Annotated in this window: 16 protein-coding genes; 6 read left to right on the top strand and 10 right to left on the bottom strand. The window is 72.0% G+C overall.

Annotation, left to right across the window (positions count from 1 at the left end; all coding sequences use genetic code 11):
* Positions 1-17 precede the first annotated feature (17 nt).
* Positions 18-563, bottom strand: a complete 546-nt coding sequence (locus tag DQ392_RS04640; RefSeq protein ID WP_114014188.1) for a CGNR zinc finger domain-containing protein — start codon at positions 561-563, stop codon at positions 18-20.
* Between the two features lie 93 nt (positions 564-656).
* Between DQ392_RS04640 and DQ392_RS04635 the strand changes: the two genes are divergently transcribed.
* Positions 657-1043 carry a VOC family protein gene (locus tag DQ392_RS04635; protein WP_114014187.1) on the top strand — a complete coding sequence of 129 codons (387 nt, stop codon included), beginning with the start codon at positions 657-659 and terminating at the stop codon, positions 1041-1043.
* A 134-nt stretch (positions 1044-1177) separates the two neighbouring features.
* Here the strand turns inward: DQ392_RS04635 and DQ392_RS04630 are convergent, their stop codons facing one another.
* Positions 1178-2482 carry an LCP family protein gene (locus DQ392_RS04630; protein WP_114014186.1) on the bottom strand — a complete coding sequence of 435 codons (1305 nt, stop codon included), beginning with the start codon at positions 2480-2482 and terminating at the stop codon, positions 1178-1180.
* A gap of 130 nt (positions 2483-2612) precedes the next feature.
* Between DQ392_RS04630 and DQ392_RS04625 the strand changes: the two genes are divergently transcribed.
* Positions 2613-3149 (top strand): acyl-CoA thioesterase, encoded by a 537-nt coding sequence (locus DQ392_RS04625; protein ID WP_181856275.1) that lies wholly within the window; start codon positions 2613-2615, stop codon positions 3147-3149.
* A 175-nt stretch (positions 3150-3324) separates the two neighbouring features.
* Here DQ392_RS04625 and DQ392_RS04620 read toward each other — a convergent pair whose 3' ends face one another.
* Positions 3325-4749: an LCP family protein gene (locus tag DQ392_RS04620; RefSeq protein ID WP_245981181.1), complete on the bottom strand. Its 1425-nt coding sequence runs from the start codon at positions 4747-4749 to the stop codon at positions 3325-3327.
* A gap of 192 nt (positions 4750-4941) precedes the next feature.
* Here DQ392_RS04620 and DQ392_RS04615 point away from each other — a divergent pair, with 192 nt between their 5' ends.
* Positions 4942-5997, top strand: coding sequence for a glycosyltransferase family 2 protein (locus DQ392_RS04615; RefSeq protein ID WP_425470482.1), 1056 nt, complete (start codon positions 4942-4944; stop codon positions 5995-5997).
* Between the two features lie 152 nt (positions 5998-6149).
* Here DQ392_RS04615 and DQ392_RS04610 read toward each other — a convergent pair whose 3' ends face one another.
* From DQ392_RS04610 to DQ392_RS04595, 4 genes are all read right to left on the bottom strand, one after another.
* Complete coding sequence (locus DQ392_RS04610) at positions 6150-7940, bottom strand: LCP family protein (protein ID WP_114014183.1); 1791 nt, start codon at positions 7938-7940, stop codon at positions 6150-6152.
* Between the two features lie 70 nt (positions 7941-8010).
* Positions 8011-9846 carry an LCP family protein gene (locus tag DQ392_RS04605; RefSeq protein ID WP_114014182.1) on the bottom strand — a complete coding sequence of 612 codons (1836 nt, stop codon included), beginning with the start codon at positions 9844-9846 and terminating at the stop codon, positions 8011-8013.
* A gap of 148 nt (positions 9847-9994) precedes the next feature.
* A complete protein-coding gene (locus tag DQ392_RS04600; protein ID WP_245981180.1) occupies positions 9995-11173 on the bottom strand; it encodes an LCP family protein in 1179 nt (392 codons plus the stop codon).
* Between the two features lie 235 nt (positions 11174-11408).
* A complete protein-coding gene (locus DQ392_RS04595; RefSeq protein WP_114014180.1) occupies positions 11409-12173 on the bottom strand; it encodes a TIGR03089 family protein in 765 nt (254 codons plus the stop codon).
* Between the two features lie 111 nt (positions 12174-12284).
* Here DQ392_RS04595 and DQ392_RS04590 point away from each other — a divergent pair, with 111 nt between their 5' ends.
* From DQ392_RS04590 to DQ392_RS04580, 3 genes are all read left to right on the top strand, one after another.
* On the top strand, positions 12285-13913 hold the full coding sequence (locus tag DQ392_RS04590; RefSeq protein WP_342774912.1) for a peptidoglycan recognition protein family protein: 1629 nt from the start codon (positions 12285-12287) through the stop codon (positions 13911-13913).
* A 179-nt stretch (positions 13914-14092) separates the two neighbouring features.
* Positions 14093-15175, top strand: coding sequence for a mannose-1-phosphate guanylyltransferase (gene manB / locus DQ392_RS04585; protein WP_114014179.1), 1083 nt, complete (start codon positions 14093-14095; stop codon positions 15173-15175).
* Between the two features lie 112 nt (positions 15176-15287).
* Positions 15288-16202 carry a DNA-3-methyladenine glycosylase family protein gene (locus DQ392_RS04580; RefSeq protein ID WP_114014310.1) on the top strand — a complete coding sequence of 305 codons (915 nt, stop codon included), beginning with the start codon at positions 15288-15290 and terminating at the stop codon, positions 16200-16202.
* A gap of 121 nt (positions 16203-16323) precedes the next feature.
* On the opposite strand, the gene DQ392_RS04575 is transcribed toward DQ392_RS04580, so the two are convergent.
* From DQ392_RS04575 to DQ392_RS04565, 3 genes are all read right to left on the bottom strand, one after another.
* Entirely contained in the window at positions 16324-17775 is a 1452-nt protein-coding gene (locus DQ392_RS04575; protein ID WP_114014178.1) for a coenzyme F420-0:L-glutamate ligase, read from the bottom strand.
* A complete protein-coding gene (gene cofD / locus DQ392_RS04570) occupies positions 17772-18749 on the bottom strand; it encodes a 2-phospho-L-lactate transferase (RefSeq protein ID WP_114014177.1) in 978 nt (325 codons plus the stop codon). Before cofD ends, DQ392_RS04575 begins: the two co-directional genes overlap by 4 nt.
* Positions 18750-18881: 132 nt before the next feature.
* Positions 18882-19391 carry a cysteine dioxygenase gene (locus DQ392_RS04565; RefSeq protein WP_114014176.1) on the bottom strand — a complete coding sequence of 170 codons (510 nt, stop codon included), beginning with the start codon at positions 19389-19391 and terminating at the stop codon, positions 18882-18884.
* Positions 19392-19813: the final 422 nt, after the last annotated feature.

Raw genomic sequence — 19813 nt, 5'->3', positions numbered from 1 at the left:
CGGGGCCCGGGGCTGGGCTAGCGGGCGCGCCGCGCCCGGTAGGTGCGCATCTTGGCGCGGCTCCCGCAGACGGCCATGGTGCACCAGCGGCTGCGTCCGGCGGGGCTGCGGTCGTAGTAGACCCACAGGCAGTCGTGGGCCTCGCACGCCTTGAGCCGGGCCCAGGTTCCGTCACCCGCCGCTGTGGCGATCCGGACGGCCAGGTGCGCGGTGAACGCCGGCAGGCCGGCCAGCCCGTGCGCCGGGCGCAGGCGGGCTTCTCCGCCGCTGTCCAGGCGGAGGGTGACAGGCGCCTCGCTCAGGTGGCGGTCCAGCGCGGCGACGGCCTCGGGCGGTACGGGGGAGCCCGTGTGGGCCAGGCAGGCGGCGCGCAGCGCCTCTCTCAGCTCGCGGAGCCCCGGGAGGTCGCGTTCGCCGAGCCGGAGGGCGGTCAACTCGTGTGCGCGGACGAACCGGGCGAGGTCGTCCGCCGTCTCCAGGCGGTCCCGGCCCGACTCGATGTCCAACGTGTTCGCCAACTCCTGCACCAGAACGAGTGATGCCGGGGCCTGTCTGTCTCCCACCCTTGCCACGTTACCGGCGGCGCCGCATCATGAGGTAACCGGTCCGTTACCAGTTGCCGCGTAGTAGCGGTAACACGACGAGAGGGAGACACGATGGCCATCCCCACGATGGGCGTTGTCGTCCTGGACTGCCCGGACACCGGGCGCCTGGCGGATTTCTACGCCCGGATGCTCGGCTGGAAGGTGGACGAGTCGAGGAGCGACCGCACCTGGACCGAGGTGGTGGACGAGAGCGGACGCAGGCGGCTGGCCTTCCAGGAGGCGCCGGGGCTCGTGCCGCCCGAGTGGCCGAGCGGAGAGCACTCGCAGCAGTTCCACCTCGACCTCGACGTGCCCCCGGCCCGCATCGACGAGGCCGAGCGCGAGGTGCTGGCGCTGGGCGCGCGGCTGCTCCAGGACGACGGCGGAGGCGAGCGGGGCTTCCGCGTCTACCTCGACCCCGCGGGACACCCGTTCTGCCTCTGCCTGGTCGACCGCTGAGCGGCGACGCGCGGCGCGGGGCCGCTCGCCACCCCGCGCGTCTCGGGCACGGCTGTGGCCGGGCCCCTGCCACGGGACCCGGCCACAGCCGGTGGTGCGTCGACCGGCCCACCGCTCCGCGCGGGGGCGTCACCTCAGCGGTCGGAGGTGACGGTCACCTTCTCGTCGTTGTTGAGCTGGTCCACGAGCTGCTTCATCTTGGGCTTGTCCCACTGGAGGTTCCCGCCCGGCGCGTTCCCCGAGATCGGCATGTTCATGGACTTGCCCTCCCCGCCGGAGACGTCCTTCATCGCCCAGAACATGGAAGCGACGTTCCACAGGCTCATGTCCTTGTCGACCTTGAGCGTGTCGAGCCCCGCACCCATCGTCGGGTAGAGCTTGAAGGGGTTGAGGACGGTGCCGGGGGTCGCCGCCTGGTTGGCGAGGGCGGCGAGGAACTTCTGCTGGTTCTTGGTGCGGTCCAGATCGCTGCCCTTGAGCGCGTACCTGGTCCGCACGAAGGCGAGGGCGTCCCTCCCGTCGAGGGTCTGCTTGCCCTTTTTGAAGTCGGCGCCGGACTTGTCGTCGTGGATGTCCTGGGGGATGTCCATCTCGACACCGCCCACCGCGTCGACGATCTTCGCGAAACCGCCGAAGCCGATCTCCGCGTAGTGGTCGATCTTCAGCCCGGTGTTGTGCTCCACCGTGCGGACGAGGAGCGGCGGGCCGTCCTCGGCGTACGTCGCGTTGATCTTGGTGTGGCGGCCCTGGGCCGGGTAGTGCTTGCCGGACTCGGAGCCGACGTAGGAGGGCACCTCGACGTCGGAGTCGCGCGGGAGCGAGACCATGGTGCTCCCGTTGTCCCCGACGTGCAGAATCATGATCGAGTCGGTCCTGCCCCCGTCGGTGGGGCCGCCGGTGTGCAGATTCTCGCGGTCCTCAGCGGTCATGCCCTCGCGGCTGTCCGAGCCGACGATCAGGTAGTTCGTGCCGTCCCCGCCCTCGGGCCGGTCCTCGACGATGCTGAGGTCCACCTCGCGGCGGAGCTTGGAGTCGGCCCAGAAGTAGGTGCCGACGGACCAGGCGAGGACCACCACGACCAGGGTGATCAGGCCCCATTTGAACCGGCGCCGCCAGTCGGGGCGGGGACGGCCGTCGTACCCGGCGGTTCCGCGGTCGGCGCCACGGCCGCCTCCGCCGCCGTAGACCTGGCCGTCGCTGTAGCCCGAGTCGTAGCCGCCCGGGGGCGGCTGGTCGTACCCCTGGTCGTAGCGGGGATCGTGTCCGGAATCGTAGTTCTGTCCGTAGTGCGAACCCTGGCCCGGGCCCCGGGTCTGCGGAGGGACACCGGGGGCCGATGTGTGGGGCATGACACGTGTGGGGTCGGGGCGGGGCGTACCGCTGCCGCGGCCCTCCCGGCCCCGGGAGCTGTCGGTCCAGCCATCGGGCCACTGATTCATGTCTGGCAGTGTGCCTGCACCCGGATGGCGGAACACAGGGTGGGTACCGCTTCGGGAACGAGCTGTAGCAGTTCTGATGCAAAATGCCGGGCTCGGGGTGACCTGTGCGACGCCCCATAGGGTGGAGGTCATGACCGATCAGGCGCATGCGGCGCACAGCGAGCTTCCGGGCAAGCCGACGGCCGCCTCCCGTACGACGCTGTCGCACATCATGACGGCGGGTGACACGAACCTGTACGGAACGGTGCACGGAGGCGTGATCATGAAGCTGGCCGACGACGCGGCCGGAGCTGTGGCGGGGCGCCATTCGGAGGGGCCGGCCGTGACCGCCTCCATGGACGAGATGGTGTTCCTGGAGCCGGTCAGGGTGGGGGATCTGGTCCACGTGAAGGCCCAGGTCAACTGGACGGGACGGACCTCGATGGAGGTCGGCGTGCGGGTGCTGGCCGAGCGGTGGAACGAGTCGACGCCGGCCACCCAGGTCGGCTCCGCCTATCTGGTGTTCACCGCGATCGACGAGGGCGGGAAGCCGAGGTCGGTGCCGCCGGTGGTCCCCGAGACGGACCAGGACCGCCGCCGCTACCAGGAGGCCCAGATCCGCCGCACCCACCGCCTGGCCCGCCGCCGCGCCATCAAGGACCTGCGCGCGGCCCGCCCGGCGGGGTAACCGCTCCGGCGGCCGTGCCTCCCGGACGGGCCCGCGGGTCACCCAAGGACGCCAGGGGGACGTGGACGCGCCCCGGAGGGGCGCGGGGAACGGCGCGAGAGGCCACAGCCGACCCGCGGACCGCACGCCGCGGTCAGCGGCACCCCCTACCCGGAGCAGCAATCGCGAGAAAGCCCTAGTCGCAGCTGACCTCGTCCCCGCGCATCGGGGCCTCGGCCGGGCGGCTGCCGGGCTCGGGTGCGCGGACCTCGCGTACGCGCTGGCCGGGATCGCCGACGACGACTTTCATACGGGCCCCCTGGTGAGGGGCCTCCACCAGTTTCGCGCCGGGCAGGGCGGCGGCCAGTGAGCGCGCTGAGCGGTCCCAGCCGGGGTCGTAGGTGAGAGTGGTGCGGCCGTCCTGGGTGCGGGGCGCGTTGGAGGGGGTGCGGGTGGTGGAGAAGCCGGCGTCGCGCAGCTCGTCGTCGACGCGCCTGCCCAGCCCCTGCTTCCCCGTGGCGTTCGCCACCTCGACGCTGATGCCGCGGGGCGGGACGGCCACGCGGGGGGTGCCGTGGGGTTCGGGTGCGCGCTCTTCGGGACCCGACAGCGGCTCGTCCTCGCGCAGGGCCTCGAACAGCTTCTGCGCCTCGGCCTGGTCCCATGTGACGGTCGAGCCGAGCTCGGGTGCCCGGTAGTCGGCGTCGGCCAGGGGGACGGAGGCGAACTCGGAGGAGGCGGGGCTGAAGCCGCGCATCGCCTGTCCGAGCTCCATCATCTGTTCGGTACCGAAGCCGTGGTCGGCGCGTACGGACCGCAGCAGGGTGGAGGCGACCCTCTCGAAGCGCACCGGGTTCATCAGTACGCCGGTGTCGGTGGCCCGGGAGATCACCGAGGCGATGAAGCGCTGCTGGCGTTTCATCCGGCTCAGGTCGGAGCCGTCGTCGAGGTGGCGGGCCCGTACGTACTGCAGGGCCTGGCCGCCGTTGAGTTTCGTGGTGCCCTTGGGCAGGTCGAGCCCCGAGTAGCTGTCCTTGAGCGGTTTTTCGGTGCACACCGGGACGCCGCCGAGCACGTCGACGGTGCTCATGAAGCTGGTGAAGTCGACCTCGAGGTAGTGGTCGATGTGCACGTTCGTCAGGCCTTCCACGGCGCGCACGGTGAGCGGGGGCCCGCCCGCGGTGTAGGCGGAGTTGAGTTTGGCGGGCTTGGCGGGCACCTGTTCGCCGGTGGCGCGGTTCTTGTGCGGCGGCAGCTTGGTGTAGGTGTCGCGGGGCAGGCTGACGACACTGGCGCGCTTGCGCTCGCCGGAGAGGTGCACCAGCAGCATGGTGTCGGTGCAGTCGCAGGCCGAGCCGCCCAGGTTGTAGCGCTTCTTCTGCTGTGCCGAGAGCCCGTCGCGCCGGTCGGTGCCGACGACGAGGAAGTTGACGCCGTTGTCGGCGCGGGGGCGGTCGGTGAGCCCGTTGAAGGGGTCGACCCGGCGCACGTCGGCGCTCAGTCCCGTCACCATCGCGTGTCCGACGCCGCCCGCGGCCAGCACCAGCACGGAGGTTCCGGTGGCGATCCGCAGACCCCACCGGGGGCGGCGCTTGCTGGGGGAGGGGGCGCGTCGAGGCAAAGGTGGCCACCTTCCGCGGGGGCGAAACGAACGCGGGCTGTACGTTCGGTGACGTTACGGCAACGGAGAGTTCCCACACTGTATGCCGGTACGATCTCCGGATCGTGCGTACACGCCGTCCCGGGCGGGCCTCGGCGGCAGGAGGGGCGCAGGCGTGCGGAGCGTTCCCCCGATCGCGGTAACGTGAGGGCCGTGACTCGCGAGAACCCACGTGTTTCCCCGGACGCCCTGGCGGACGCGGCCCTGCGCCCCGTCTCCGTGATCATGCCGGTGCTCAACGAGGAGCGGCATCTGCGCAGCTCCGTTCTGCACATCCTCCAGCAGCGGTACGAGGGCGAGCTGGAAGTCGTCATCGCGCTGGGGCCCTCCACCGACCGTACGGACGAGATCGCGGCCGAGCTGGCCGCCGAGGATCCCCGCGTGCGCACGGTGCCCAACCCCACGGGGCGCACCCCGGCCGGTCTGAACGCCGCGATCCAGGCGTCCCGGCACCCGGTGGTCGTCCGGGTCGACGGGCACGGCATGCTCTCCGCCGACTACATCGCCACCGCGGTGCGGCTGCTGGAGGAGACCGGCGCGGCCAACGTCGGCGGGGTGATGCACGCCGAGGGCGAGAACGCCTGGGAGGACGCCGTCGCGGCGGCGATGACCTCGAAGATCGGCGTGGGCAACGCCGTCTTCCACACCGGCGGCGCCGCGTGCGAGGCCGAGACGGTCTACCTGGGCGTCTTCCGCCGCGAGGTGCTGGAGCGGCAGGGCGGCTACAACGAGGAGTTCATCCGCGCGCAGGACTGGGAGCTGAACTACCGCATCCGTGAGGCGGGCGGGCTGGTCTGGTTCTCACCCGAGCTGCGCGTCTCCTACCGGCCCCGGCCCAGCGTGCGGGCGCTCGCCAAGCAGTACCGCAACTACGGCCGGTGGCGGCACGTCGTCGCGCGCTACCACGCCGGGTCGATCAATCTGCGCTATCTGGCGCCTCCGGTCGCCCTGTGCGCCATCGCGGCCGGCCTCGTCGTGGGGGTGGCCCTCACCCCGTGGGCGCTGGTGGTGCCGGGCGGCTACCTGGCGGCGATCGTCGCCGGTTCGCTTCCCGCGGGCAAGGGGCTGTCGTTCAAGGCCAGGGTCCAGATCCCGGTGGCGCTGGCGACCATGCACATGACCTGGGGCTGGGGTTTCCTGACGAGCCCGAAGAAGCTGGCCCGCAAGGTCATCGCCAGCCGCAGGGAGCCGGTATTGGCCACGCAGTGAGCGCGGCGGCGAGCGGACACAGGTAAGGGGCGTCCTCCAGGGAGGGCGCCCCTTACCTTTTCTCCCGTTACACGGGGTGTCCGCTTCTCCCCTTCCACGGGTTGTCCGCGTCCCACCGGCCCGTCCGGTCTCTCACCGGCAGGGCCGAGGCGTCACCACGTGTAGTTCGGGTTGACCTCCATGCACGCCTTCTTGTCGTCACCGCGCAGCGCGTCCGCGCTGTCCGGTGCCTTCTGCTCGTCCTGCTTCCCGTCCTCGGAGGAGCCCGAGCCGCTGTCCGGGTAGGCGGTGCCCTCCCGCCAGTCGGCGCCGATCACGAGGGTGACCTTCTGCACTCCGGAGGAGTGCTTGACCAGCCGCTCGGGAAGGCCCAGTGTCTCGGCGACGGCCAGCGCGTCGCCCCGCTCCTCGGCGCGCGCGTAGCGGATGGTGGTGTCCGCCTGTGACTGGGGCGTCTGGTCGGCCACCGCCTGGCTGAAACCCTTGTTCGTCAACTCGCCCGCGATGAGGCCGGCGCGGCCCGTGACCGGCGGCTGCAACGAGGTGCCCGTGCCGTTCATCACGCTGACCGGGATCTCGCCCTTGGGCTGCGAGGGCTTGGTCGGCTGCGCCGACTTGCCGGCTTCCGCCTTCTTCTTGTCCTTGCCGTCGAACGCCACGTCGTTGCGGATGAGGGAGAAGACCTTGTCCGCGTCGTCCTTCTTGGGCACCACGTAGCTGCCGCCGGGGCCGTACTCCCACGGCATCGTCGCCATGGTGATCCGCTTGGTCGGGACGCGCTTGAGGTCGTTGCCCAGGTCGTAGAGCTTCTTGACCGAGCCGATGCCCTTGTCGACGGTGAGCGCCTTCGTCGCGGCCTCCGCCAGGCCGCGCAGCTTGCCGGGGTCGGTGAGCTTCGTGCCGGCCTTGAGCTGCCTGACCATCGCGTTCATGTACATGTGCTGAGCCTTGGCGCGGCCTATGTCCGTACCGTCCCCGAACCCGTGCCGGGTCCGCAGCCAGCTGAGCGCCTGCTCGCCCTTGATGACGGAGGTGCCCTTCTTCAGCTTCAGCTTCGACTGCGGGTCGTGCACGTTGTTGTCGACGCAGACCGGGACACCGCCGACCGCGTCCGCCATGGAGACCACGCCCGCGAAGTCGATCATCATGAAGTGGTCGACCGGGACGCCGGTCATCTCTTCCCAGGTCGCCACGGTGCAGCCGGGACCGCCGTGCTGAAGACTCGTGTTGATCTTGTCGGTCGTCTCCGGATACACCTTCCCGTCGTCCGGGTCGGTGCACTTGGGGATCGTCGCGCGGGTGTCACGCGGTACGGAGACGACCGACATGTTGCTGCGGTCGGCGGAGACGTGCAGCAGCATCTGGACGTCCGCCAGCGGTGGCCTCTCCCGGTCCGCGCGGGAGCCGCCGAGCCGCACGTTCTCCGCGGAGGCGCGCGAGTCGGAGCCCAGCAGCAGGATGTTCATCGGCGTCTGGCCCTCGGCGTTGGGGTCTGCCTTGTCCAGCTTGCTGTCGCCGAGGTTCAGGTCGTCCTTGTCGAGGTTCCCGTTGAGGTGCTGGTAGTACAGGTAGCCCGCTCCCGCGGTGGCGAGTATGAGCAGCGCCAGGACGATCGCCGACCAGCGCAGCGCGCGCCGCCCGCGGTGCGGGGGGCCGCCGGCCGCCGCCGCGTTCACCTTGCCGCCCCCGCGGCCGCCGCCGCGCTGCGTGTGACGGCGGCGGCCTCCGTCCCCGTGCTGGGGGTCAGCCGCGGCGGACGCCGCCACAGGGCGTCCCGCGCCGCCGGCCTGCGGGGTGCCGGCCTGTGCCGGGCTCCCGGCGTGCGGAGCGTCGGACTGTGGTGCGGGGCGGTCCTCGTACAGGCTTTCGTCCCACCCGCGGTCGGCAGCGGTGGGAGCGCTGCTTCGCGCTCCCTCGCCGCCGTCGCTGCTGTACTGCCGCACGGGACCTCCCCGGGGTTTTCAGGTCGTGCTGCCCCCGGCCGCCTGGCAGGACGTGCCGGAGGGGTAGACGTCACTTTGCACACACGTTCTTGTCGCCGGCGTTGACCTTCTCGACGCCGGAGGGGGCCTTGTCGGGCGCGCCGACCGGCTTCCCCGCCGTCGTGAAGTCCTTGCCGAGCGTCAGCGTCATGCTCGACCCGGACCCCGTGTCCTCGGTCTTCTTCAGCGCCGACGCCGGCAGCTTCAGCATGTCCGCCAGCCGGGCCGCCTGGCCCTCCTGCGACGCGGTGTACTCCACCCGGGTCTTGTCCAGGGTCTGCGGCGCGTTGCCGCCGGACACCGCGTTGCCGGCTCCCTTGTTCGTCAGCCACTCCACCGTCCCGGCCGCCGCCCCCGCGGGGCCGCCGCCGTTGCGGACGGAGACGTCGACCTCGGAGACGGGCGCCTTCTTGGCCTTCGGCTTGGGCTCCGCCTTCTTCTTCTTGGCCTTCTCCGTCTTGGTCAGGGACTTGTCGGCGCGGACCATCTTGAACAGCGGATCGGCCTTCGCCTCGTCGAGTATGACGGTCGCCGGGTCCTCGGGGTTGTCCACGACCGGCACGGTGGCGAACGTGATGTTGTCCGTGTTGACCCGCTTGAGATCGTTCGCCAGCGCCATCAGCTTCTTGACGCTGCCGATGCCCGTGTCCACCGTCAGCGCCTTGGTCGCGGCGTCGCTGAGCTTGAACAGCTTGGAGGGGTTGGTGAGCGTGTCACCGGACTTCATCTTGCGGATCATCGCGCTGAGGAACTGCTGCTGGAGCTTGATGCGGCTCAGGTCGCTGCCGAAGCCCACCGAGTGCCGGGTGCGGACGAACGCCAGCGCTTGTTCGCCCTTGACGGTGTGCCGCCCGGCCTTCAGGTTCAGGTGCGACTTCGGGTCGTTGATGTCCTTGGCGGTGCACACCTCGACGCCGCCGACGGCCGTGGACAGCTCCTTGACCGCGTTGAAGTCGGCCATCATGAAGTGGTCGATCTCCACACCGGTCAGCTTCTCCACGGTCTTCCAGGTGCAGCCCGGATCGCGCTCCGACTGGCCCAGGCTCGTGTTGAAGCGGACGCGCTGCTGCCCCTGGATCATCTTGGTCTCGCCGTTCTCCCCCCTGGTCTCGCACCTGGGGATGTCGGTGACCATGTCGCGCGGGATGGAGAGCGCGGTGGCGTTGGAGCGGTCCTCGGAGACGTGGAAGAGGAACGTGGTGTCCGCGTGCCCGACGCTGCCCGCGTCGCCGTAGCCGGTGTTGCCCTTGCCCTCGCGGGCGTCGGTGCCGATGACGAGGATGTTGACCGGGCCGTCCTTGACCGCGGGGTTCTCCTCACCGACGTCGACCTTGTTGATGTTGCCGTTGAGCCGCTGGTACATGTACACGCCGCCGACACAGCCGGCCACCATCACGAACCCGACGACGCCGCCGCCGATCCGCAGCGCCTTCTGCTTCTTCGACAGCTTCCGCTTGGCCTTCCTGCGGCCGTGACCGCCACCGCGCCCGCCGTCGGCCGACGCGGACCGCTCGGAGGCGCGTGCCCGGCGCTGTGCGGGCAGCTTGGCCTCGGCGCGCCGCGCGGCGCGCGAGCCCGGGCGGTCACTCGCCCTGGATCCGGCCCGCCCGCCACCGGACTCCGAGCGGCTGCCGGCACGCGACCCCGAGCGGCCCTGGGCGTCCGAGGCACGGGAAGGTGTCGAGGTGTCCTCGTCGGGGGAGGATTGTCTCTGACGCGGGGCGGAGGTGCGGCGGCCGCCGTACTGACTCGGGGAGTCGTCGGCGACGGGGTTCAGTCGCAGCTCATAGCTGCCGGTGTTCGGGTTGAACACCCACTGATCCGCGGGGTCGACATCTCCCGCGTGCCCACGGCCTTGCGCGTCCACGATTGCGTAAGTCCTCCATAAGAACCGGCTGCTGAGGCCGCCCCGGGGCCGGCCGGAGCGCTCACACTATCCGGCAGGTTCGGCCGCTAGCGACGCCGGTGACAAATTCCGTGCAGTCGGAAACGGTCAATTCGACTCATTCCCAGCTTCATTCGTTCGTGCAGATGTCCCGGTCGGCTGTTGTTCCGCGATAGGGCTGACCTGCCTCGTCCCTCCCCTCCTCGGTCGCGGCGTTCTCGCTCTTGTCTTTCTTGTCCCCGCCGTTGTTCTCGACGCGTATCGGCCGGTCCTGGCGCAGTTTGGTGAAGAGCTCGTCGGCCGCCGGGCGCACCAACGCATCACGATTGATGTCCGGTTCGTACGGTTGTCGGGGCACTGTAAGAAAGCGGATGTGATCCTGCGGAATATCTCGCACACTCCGCGTGAGTTCGTACAGTTCAGAGAGGGAATCGAGCCCGGAATCAGCGGTCAGTGACGAGGTCGCCGCATCCAGCACCGGATAGGCCTTGGCGGGATTCAGCAGTACACCGTTACTGCGCACCTTCTTCACGAGTGATCCCAGGAAACGCTGCTGACGTTCGATGCGTTGGGTGTCACTGCCGTTGCCCAGACCGTGCCGAGCCCGGACATAACCGAGCGCGTCCTCACCGTCCAGCGTCTGCCGTCCCGCCGGAAGGTCCAGCTTCGCCTCCCGGTCGTGCACCGGCTGCGCCAGGCACACCTCCACCCCGCCGACAGCGTCCACCAGTTCGGTGAACCCCTGGAAGTCCACGACCAGATGGTGATCGATGCGGACATCCGTCATCTTCTCGACCGTCCGGATCGCGCAGGCCGCGCCGCCGTTCTGGAACGCCCAGTTGAACTGCGCGAACTGCGCACGCGCCGGCGAACCGTCCCGCCGCCGGCAGTCGGGGATGTCGACCATCAGGTCCCGCGGTATCGACATCGCCGTCGCGCTGCGCCGGTCGGCCGCTATGTGCAGCAGGATCGTCGTGTCCGAACGCTCGCTCCCCTCGTCCCTGCCCCACGCGCCGTTGCCGTCTCCGCGGTTGTCGGAGCCCAGCAGCAGTATGTTGCGTGCCTCGCCGGTCCCCTCGGCCGGCGCGGGGCGCTCCATCTCGTAGGGCGCGAGCGCCTGCGCGGTGCCCGAGTCGGTGCGGATGTTGGCGTCGAGCTTCTTGTAGAGGGACCAGCCGGTCGCGGCGACGGCCAGGAGCAGGCCCGAGGTGGCGAGCGCCGCCCACCGCAGCCGACGGCGTCTGCGGGGGCGGGTGGAAGCCGTGGCGGACGCGTCGGAATCGGTGTCGGTGGTGCCCGGATCGGTCACGGCTGGTGTCATCCCTCGCATCGCGGCAGCGCCGGTCCGCACACACGTACGGCTGCGCCGGTCGTGAAGACAGACGTGCGAAACCCGCGCAGGGTTGTATCTGAGGCGACAGTGCCGCGCGGAGTCGGCGGGAGGAGCGAGGCGGCCGCCGCGTCCCGGGCGGCCGCCCACGCGCCGCCTGCGGGCCGGCAGCGGCCGGGCTCGCGGCCGTAGAGTGCCGTCCGCCCACAGGGCGTCAAGAGGCCGTGTGGGTCACCCGTTCGTTCTCCTTGCGCTGGTCCAGGGAGGCGGCGTCCAGCCGCTCCAGCCGCGGCGCCAGCACCACGGAACCGCCGGCCGCCAGCGGTGCGAGGAGCCCCGCGCTGTAACCGTCCCAGCCGTCGTAAGGGAGCGCGGTAAGCAGCCGCGAGCCCACCGTCAGACCGCGGTCCGTGGCGTCAGCGCGTGCGCGGTCGACCACCTGTGCCCCCGTCAGTTCGCTGCCGTCGGGCAGCACCAGCGCGGGCCCGTCGGCGTCGACGGGGACGTACGGGGCGAACTGGTCGCCCTGTCCCGGCACCTCGACGGCGTAGTCCATGAAGCCTTCCGGCGGTTCCGGGAAGCGCCCGCCCATCGGCCGCAGGCTCAGCGCGATCCGCTCGCCCGGGCAGGAGCGGCCCTCCTCCAGCGTGTCCGGGCCGCACACCGCCACGTCGGCGCGGGCGGCGCTCCCGGCGCCCGCGCCCAGGTCGGCCACCACGCCCACCGAGGAGCAGGCCAGCAGCCACACGGCCGTCTGCCAGTGGGCGGGCAGCAGCAGCGCGAGCCGGTCGCCGGGCTCGGCGGAGAGCTCGTCCTGGAGGAGGTTGGCGGTCTTCGCCACCCAGTTGGCGAAGGTCGCGACGGACAGCTCGACGCGTTCACCCGTGGCGTCGTCGTAGAAGGTCACCAGCGGACGTGACGGGTCGTCGGACAGCGCGGTCCGCAGCAGGCCGGCAGGGGTGCGGTCAGTGGCGTTCATCCGCGCCAGCGTACGCCTGCGTCCGGCTGGCGGTGCGGTAATGGACACCGATGATCGGATATGCCCATGATCATGGGTATGCGTGCCAATTGTGCTCATTCGATCGGCGTTGTGGGCGCTGCCGCCCTGCTGCTGTCGCTGACCCCCCTCGCCTCCGCCACGACACCGTCCGCGCCCGGGCCGTCCGCGAAGTCCGTGAAGTCCTCGAAGTCCCCGGCATCGCCCGAGGCGGCCTCGCCGGCCTCGCCTGCCCGGGCGTCCCAGGAGTCCGCGGCGCCCAGGGGGGCCGGGGACGCCTCTCGGGACCAGGTGCCGGGCCACACCCAGTCGCTGGCCTTCGCCGGGCAGACGGCAGACAAGCGTGACGGAGGCCTGAACCACTCCGCCGTCCGGGTCGCCGCCCGCACGGTGCACTCGTACTCCCTTCTCGGCGTGGTGTGGGACCGCGCGGACCGCCCCCTGGGGGCACGCGTCCAGGTGCGCACCCGGCACGCCGGATCCGGCCAGTGGTCCGAGTGGCAGGACCTGGACGCCCACTCCGGCGACGCCGGCCGCGAGGTCGCCGACCGTCAGGCGCGCGGCGCGACGGCACCCCTGTGGGTCGGCCCCTCGGACGGTGTCGAGGCCCGCGTGCTGCCGGAACAGGCAGCGAAGAGGCAGCCGGAGGGGGCGACGCACGGGGCGGCGGAGTCGCCAAAGGGAGCGACGCAAGCGCCCAACGGAGCAACCGGAACGGCGGGAGGGGAAACGGGAACGGAAGCGACGGGGACGGCCGAGGAACCGGCGGGAACGGAAGCGTCGGGAGAGGAAGACGCGTCCGTACGGCTTCCCGAAGGGCTCCGTCTCGAACTGGTCGACCCCGGCCCCGAAACGGAGAACACGGCCCCCACGGACGCACCCGCGCCCACGGACGCGCCCCCCGACCCGGACGCGCCGTCCGACACCGGGTCTCCCGGCCAGGAGGCGGCCCCGCCGAGCGCGGGGGCCAGGGACAACGGAGCGGCCGGATCAGGAGCGGGCTCGGCCGGCGAGGGGGCGGGAAGCGACTCGGCCGAGTCCGCGCAGATCGCCGCCGGCGGCGTACTGCCCGCGCTGACGAAGGAAGCGACCCGGACGGAGTACCCGGCGGCCGGTCAGTACGCGGGACCCCGGCCGCGGATCGTGACCCGCAAGGGCTGGCACGCCGACGAGAAGCTGCGCGAGTCGGGGTTCTCCTACACCAAGAAGGTCAAGGCGGCCTTCGTGCACCACACGGCCATGACCAACGACTACAGCTGCAAGCAGGCGCCGAAGATCATCCGGGGCATGTACCGCTACCACGTCAAGAGCAGCAAGTGGCGGGACATCGGCTACAACTTCCTGGTCGACAAGTGCGGCACGATCTATGAGGGACGCGCCGGAGGTGTGGCCAAGCCGGTGATGGGGGCCCACACTTTGGGCTTCAACACGAACAGCACGGGCATCGCCGTCCTCGGTTCGTACGACAAGAACGAGCCCCCGCGCAAAGCCCTCGAAGCGCTGGAGAAGCTCACCGCGTGGAAGCTGGGCCTCTCCGGCGTCGACCCGGCGGGCAAGACGTGGCTGACCTCAGGGGGAGGCAAGTTCAAGAAGGGGAAGAGGGTCGAGTTCCACACCGTGTCGGGGCACAAGGACGGCTTCGTCACCGAGTGCCCCGGTGCCCGGCTGTACGCCAAGCTCGGCACGATCCGCACCGCGGCGGCCCGCCTCCAGGGCCGCTGACGGACGGGACGGCCGCCGCGGCAGCGCACGGGCGGCCCGAGGTGTATGCCGGGCGCCTGCCGGGCGTGCGCACGCAAGGGCCCCGGGCCGGGGAACCGGAGCGCGGGCGTCTGCATAAACTGTCCGCCGGCCGCACGGAAGGGCGGTCGGCGGACCCCGGCAGGAAGCAGAGACGACAGGTGACAGAGGCGATCCTCCTGGTCGGGGGCAAGGGCACCCGGCTGCGTCCGCTCACGGTGAACACACCCAAGCCCATGGTCCCGGCCGCTGGTGTGCCCTTCCTCACCCACCAGTTGGCACGCGCCCGCGCGGCGGGTGTCGACCACGTGGTGATGGCCACCTCCTACCTCGCCGAGGTCTTCGAGCCGTACTTCGGCGACGGCTCCCAACTCGGCCTGCACCTGGAGTACGTCACCGAGGAGGAACCGCTGGGCACCGGCGGCGCCATCCGCAATGTCGCCTCCCGGCTGTACTCGTCGCCCGACGAGCCGGTGCTCGTCTTCAACGGCGACATCCTCTCCGGGCTCGACATCCGCGCCCTGGTCGATCAGCACACCCGGGCAGGCGCCGACGTCTCGCTGCACCTGACGCGGGTCACCGATCCGCGCGCCTTCGGGCTCGTCCCCACCGATGCCTCCGGGCGGGTGGCGGCCTTCCTGGAGAAGCCGCAGACGCCCGAGGAGATCGTCACCGACCAGATCAACGCCGGTGCCTACGTCTTCACCCGGTCGGTCATCGACACCATCCCGGCCGGGCGTCCGGTCTCCGTCGAGCGGGAGACCTTTCCCGGGCTGCTGGAGGCGGGCGCGCACCTGCACGGCATGGTCGACTCCACCTACTGGCTCGACCTGGGCACCCCCGCGTCGTTCGTCCGCGGCTCCGCCGACCTGGTACTGGGCCGCGCGCCCTCTCCCGCCGTACCGGGGCGGTGCGGCGAGCGGCTGATACTGGCCAGCGCGCAGGTCGCCGGGGACGCCAAGCTGACGGGCGGCTCGGTGGCCGGAGCCGGCGCCGAGGTCGGCGCGGGCGCCCGGATCGACGGCAGCGCGCTGCTCGACGGCGCCGTGATCGCGCCAGGCGCGCGCATCCGTGACTCCCTGATCGGTGCCGGAGCCCGTATCGGCGCCGACACCGTGCTGGACGGTGCGGTCATCGGCGACGGCGCCGTCATCGGAGAGGGCAACGAGCTGCGCGGCGGTATCCGCGTCTGGTGCGACGCCCGCATCCCCGCAGGCGCGGTCCGTTTCTCCCCGGACCAGTAGTTCCCCCTCGGGCTGGCAATCCCCCTCGGGCCGGCAGGTCTCCCGGACCGGTGCCCGGCTGCCGTGCCGGCCGGTGCGAGGCTGTCGGTGCCGGGCTCTACGCTTGCTGTCCGTGTCACTCACCCGCTCCTGGACCCCGCCGGGCCCGTACGACCTGCACGGCAGCCTGGGCGTGCTGTGCCGTGGTCCCTACGATCCGACGTACCGCGCCGAGGGCGGCGCGGTCTGGCGCGGCACCCGCACCCCGGAAGGGCCTGCTGCGCTGTGCGTGCGGCTGCGGCCCGGCGGCGCGCACGGCGAGGTGCGCGCCGAGGCGTGGGGGCCGGGCGCCGGATGGGTGCTGGAGGGCCTTCCCCGGCTGCTCGGTGCCCAGGACGATCCGGGCGCCTTCGTCGCGCACCACGACGTCACCCGCGAGGCACACCGCCGCCACCCCGGGCTGCGGCTGATCCGCACCGGGCGGGTGCTGGAGTCGCTGATCCCGTCCGTCCTGGAGCAGAAGTTCACCGCGGAGGAGGCGTACCGCGCCTGGCGGCTGCTGGTCCGCCGCTTCGGCGAGCGCGCCCCGGGACCGCATCCGAACCTGTGGGTGATGCCCCATCCGCGTGACTGGCTGCGCATCCCCTCGTGGGAGTGGCACCGCGCCGGGGTCGACCAGAAGCGTTCCGGTGCCGTTGTGCGTGCCCTCCAGCGGGCGAGCCGCATGGAGGAGGCCGCACACATGGGGCTCGCCCAGGCGCAGGCCCGGCTCCAGGCGATCCCCGGCATCGGCCCCTGGACGGCGGCGGAGGTACTACAGCGCTGCAACGGTGAGCCGGACGCCGTCACGGTCGGCGACCTGCACCTGCCGCGCCTGGTCGGGTACGCCCTCACGGGGGAGCGGGGCGTCGACGACGACGGCATGCTCGCACTGCTGGCCCCCTACGAGGGCCAGCGGCACCGCGCCTCCCGCCTGGTCCTGCTGGGCGGCCCGCGCATGCCGCGCCGTCAGCCACGCTTCCCGGTGGGGAACATCGCCCCGCTGTAGCGGGAACGCAGGGCGTTTCGGGGACGTACGGTCCTGGTGACGTACGTCCGCACGGGCCGTACGTCCGGGACGGAGGGCGGCCCGGGACGGCCCCGGCGGTCGCCCGTCGGGGCCGACGGGCTCACCTCTCGACGACGAAGTCCTCCGCCGCGCGTGCCGGGCGCTGCCGGGGCGGTGCCGCGGGCCGTCCGATGGCGACGGCGCCCATGGGGTCCCAGTCGGCGGGCAGTTCCAGGACGTCGCGGACCACGTCGCGGCAGAACATGGTGGAGGAGATCCACGCCGACCCCAGCTGTTCGCCGGCCAGCGCGACGAGGAAGTTCTGGATGCCCGCGCCGGTCGCCACGACGAACATCTCCCGCTCGGAGGCGTTGCGCCGCGCGTCGGGGTAGGCGTGGGCGCCGTCCGTGGCCAGGCAGGGAACGGCGAGGTACGGCGCGTCGCGCAGCACGTCGCCGCGCTTGACCCGCTTGGCGATGCTCTCCTCGCTCTTGCCGTCGGCGCGCAGGTCGGCGATCCACGCGTCCCGCATGGCGTCCAGCAGCCGCAGCCGGGAGCTCTCGCTCTCCAGCAGGACGAACCGCCAGGGAGTGGTGTGGTGCGGCGCGGGCGCGGTCACAGCGGCTGCCACGGCCCGCCGCACCGCCTGGCCGTCCACGGGGTCGGCCGTGAACTCCCGTACGGTGCGCCGCAGCGTCACCGCTTCCCGTACGGCCTCGGAGGTGCCGAGCCGGAACATGTCCGCGGCGGCGTCCCGCACCAGCGCCCGTGCCGTGACCGCGGGCTCCGTGTCACCGCCCTCTTCCGGGGCGGGCAGCACGTGCCGGGCCAGCCCGCGCACCACGGCGACGGGCAGTCCGTCCGCCTTGCCCTTGACCAGCTCGCCCGCGGCGGCCAGCTCGTCGCCGACAGCCGTCACCGTCACACCCAGCGGGTTGCCGTGGGCGTCGACGCCGCCTCGCAGATCCTCCAGGACCCGCACACCGGCGGCGCCGATGGCCACATCGGTCAGTCCCTCGCGCCAGGGCCGTCCGAAGGTGTCGGTGACCACGACACCGACCGTGACACCCAGCGCCTCGCGCACCCCGTCGCGTACCCGGCGGGCCGCGGCGTCCGGATCCTCCGGCAGCAACAAAACGGTGCCCTTGGGCGTGTTGGAGGCGTCGACTCCGGCGGCGGCCATCACGAAACCGTGCCGTGACTCCACGATGCGCGCGGGGCCGCGCCGGGCGACGACGCGCACGGTCTCCGCGTCGATCGCGGCGTCGCGGTCGTCGGCCTCCACGATGCGGCCTTCCGCCTTGCTCACGATCTTCGACGTGACGATGAGGACGTCGCCGTCCACGAGGGTGCGCCCGTCCGCACCCGCCGCCCGGACGACGAGTGCGGCCAGGTCGTCACCGGGCCGCACTTCGGGGATGCCGGGCACCGCCCAGACCTCGTAAGCGGGCGACTCCGAGGCATAAGACCCCAACGCGTGCGGCCCGGACGCGGGAGACGCGTCCGCGGGGGAAGCCGCAGCGGAGGCGTCCGGATCCGGGAGCGGCGGCGTCGCGGCCGTCGTCGCCGTCATGCCCGCACCTCCTCGGCCAGCCGGAGCGCCTCCCGGGCCATCTCGGCGGTCGCCTGTTCGTCGCTCATCATCAGCGGCACGGCGCGGCACCGGATACCGGCGTCCTCGACGGCCCCGACGGTGTCGGCGTCCACGGTGTCCACCAGCCAGCCGTCCAGCAGCCCCGAACCGTAGTGCGCGGCGACCGCCGCCGCCGTTGTCTCCACCCCGACGGCCGACAGCACCTTGTCCGCCATCCCGCGCACCGGTGCGTCACCGACGATGGGGGAGAGGCCGACGACCGGCACGCCCGCGTCCGCGATGGCCTCCCTGATGCCGGGCACCGCCAGGATCGTGCCGACACTGACCACCGGGTTGGACGGCGGGAAGAGGACGACGTCGGACGCGGCGACGGCCTCCAGAACGCCGGGCGCGGGCTTGGCGGCCTCGGCGCCGACGGGCACCACCGCGTGCGCGTCCACGGACGCCCGCAGCCGCACCCAGTACTCCTGGAAGTGGACGGCCTTGCGGCCGCCTTCCTCCCCCTGCGCCTCCGGGTCGTCGATCAGCACGTGGGTCTCGACGCGGTCGTCCGTCATCGGCAGCAGCCGCACCCCCGGCTGCCAGCGCGCGCACAGTGCCTCGGTGACGGCGCTGAGCGGGTATCCGGCGGCGATCATCTGGGTGCGCACGATGTGGGTGGCGAAGTCACGGTCGCCCAGCCCGAACCACTCGGGGCCCACGCCGTAGGCGGCCAGTTCCTCCTTCACGGTGAACGTCTCGCCGGCCCGTCCCCAGCCCTGACCCTCGTGGATGCCGCCGCCCAGGGTGTACATCACGGTGTCGAGGTCCGGGCAGACCTTCAGACCGAACAGATGGATGTCGTCACCGGTGTTGCCCACGACGGTGATCTCCGCGTCGGGCGCCGCGGACCTGAGTCCGCGCAGGAAACGGGCACCGCCGATGCCCCCGGCCAGAACCACAATGCGCTGCATGCGCCCAGTCTCGCAGCCCGGAACCCGCCGCGGACATCAGCCCGCCCCTGCCACACCCTGGGAAACCGCGTGACGGGTGACGGGTGGCGGGCGTCGACGTCCTTGGCCGCGCGTCGGCCACCCGCCGGACCGTCAGGTCTGCGCGCTCGGGGTGACGGCAGTACCGGACGAGGTGGCGGGGGTACCGACGGAGCAGTGCAGGGGCATCTCGGTCAGCCCCGGCGCGTAGACGTGCACACTCACCACCGGTTCCAGCCCGTTGTTGGCCACCTCGTGTACGTATCCGGGGGCGAAGACCCGCACCGTGCCGGGGGCGAGCAACCGGGTACCGCTTCCGTGCTCGGTCAATGCGCCGGCCAGTACGCCGAAGACACCGAACGAGCGCCCGTGGTCGTGCCGCCCGCTGCCCTGCCCCGGCAGCCAACTGAGCAGCCACACCTCGTAGCCGGGCCCGGTGCGCAAACGGTGGTACCAGCGCAGGGTGGGGTCGTAGCGCACCAGGGGCGCCCACAAGGCGCGGTCGGCGGCCAGTTCGCGGATCACTCCGGCGTACCCCGCGACGGTGCCGGGGTGCGCGGGGGCGGGAGGAAGGAGGTGCGGTACGGCGAGCGGATCGCCCGCGATTTCGACGTCGCTGTTCACGTGCGGCGGTGCCTTCGTCAAAGAGCCGGACAGGAAGCGGGAAAGCGTGCCGGTGGGCTGCCGTGCTGCGGGGCAGCGCCGAGGCGGCGAGAGGGTGCGGGACCGGGAGGAGAGCCCGGCGCGCCTGGAGGAGCGGCCACTCACGGGAGCCGGTGCTCGGGTGGAGCGGGGCTGCTCGTCGGCCGAGCGGCGGCCGGGCGGAGCGGTGCTCGCCGGCCGGACAGCGGCCGGCGACGTGCGTCAGCCGGCTGGTGGGCGTGAGGAGCCCCGGCCCGCAGAGAGCGGAGGCTTCAGCGACAGCGCGCCGGACAGTCGCGGCGACAGCGACAGCGGCGGGGCTCCGGGACCAGAGCAGCGACGGGGGCCACGTGTGCACCCCCGGCAGACCGCGGGGCGAAGGCGCCACGGGCCGTGCGGATCTC

This window comes from Streptomyces reniochalinae (genome assembly GCF_003323735.1).
Lineage (GTDB): Bacteria > Actinomycetota > Actinomycetes > Streptomycetales > Streptomycetaceae > Streptomyces > Streptomyces reniochalinae.
The sequence above is the reverse complement of the archived record's forward strand: the minus strand, read 5'-3'. Positions and strand labels throughout refer to the sequence as shown.

Excerpts from the sequence above, each read along its gene's own strand:
- DQ392_RS04630 (WP_114014186.1), bottom strand. The coding sequence starts at position 2,482 with ATGAATCAGTGGCCCGATGGCTGGACCGACAGCTCCCGGGGCCGGGAG.
- DQ392_RS04595 (WP_114014180.1), bottom strand. The coding sequence starts at position 12,173 with ATGAACGCCACTGACCGCACCCCTGCCGGCCTGCTGCGGACCGCGCTG.
- DQ392_RS04575 (WP_114014178.1), bottom strand. The coding sequence starts at position 17,775 with ATGACGGCGACGACGGCCGCGACGCCGCCGCTCCCGGATCCGGACGCC.
- DQ392_RS04635 (WP_114014187.1), top strand. The coding sequence starts at position 657 with ATGGCCATCCCCACGATGGGCGTTGTCGTCCTGGACTGCCCGGACACC.
- DQ392_RS04625 (WP_181856275.1), top strand. The coding sequence starts at position 2,613 with ATGACCGATCAGGCGCATGCGGCGCACAGCGAGCTTCCGGGCAAGCCG.
- cofD (WP_114014177.1), bottom strand. The coding sequence starts at position 18,749 with ATGCAGCGCATTGTGGTTCTGGCCGGGGGCATCGGCGGTGCCCGTTTC.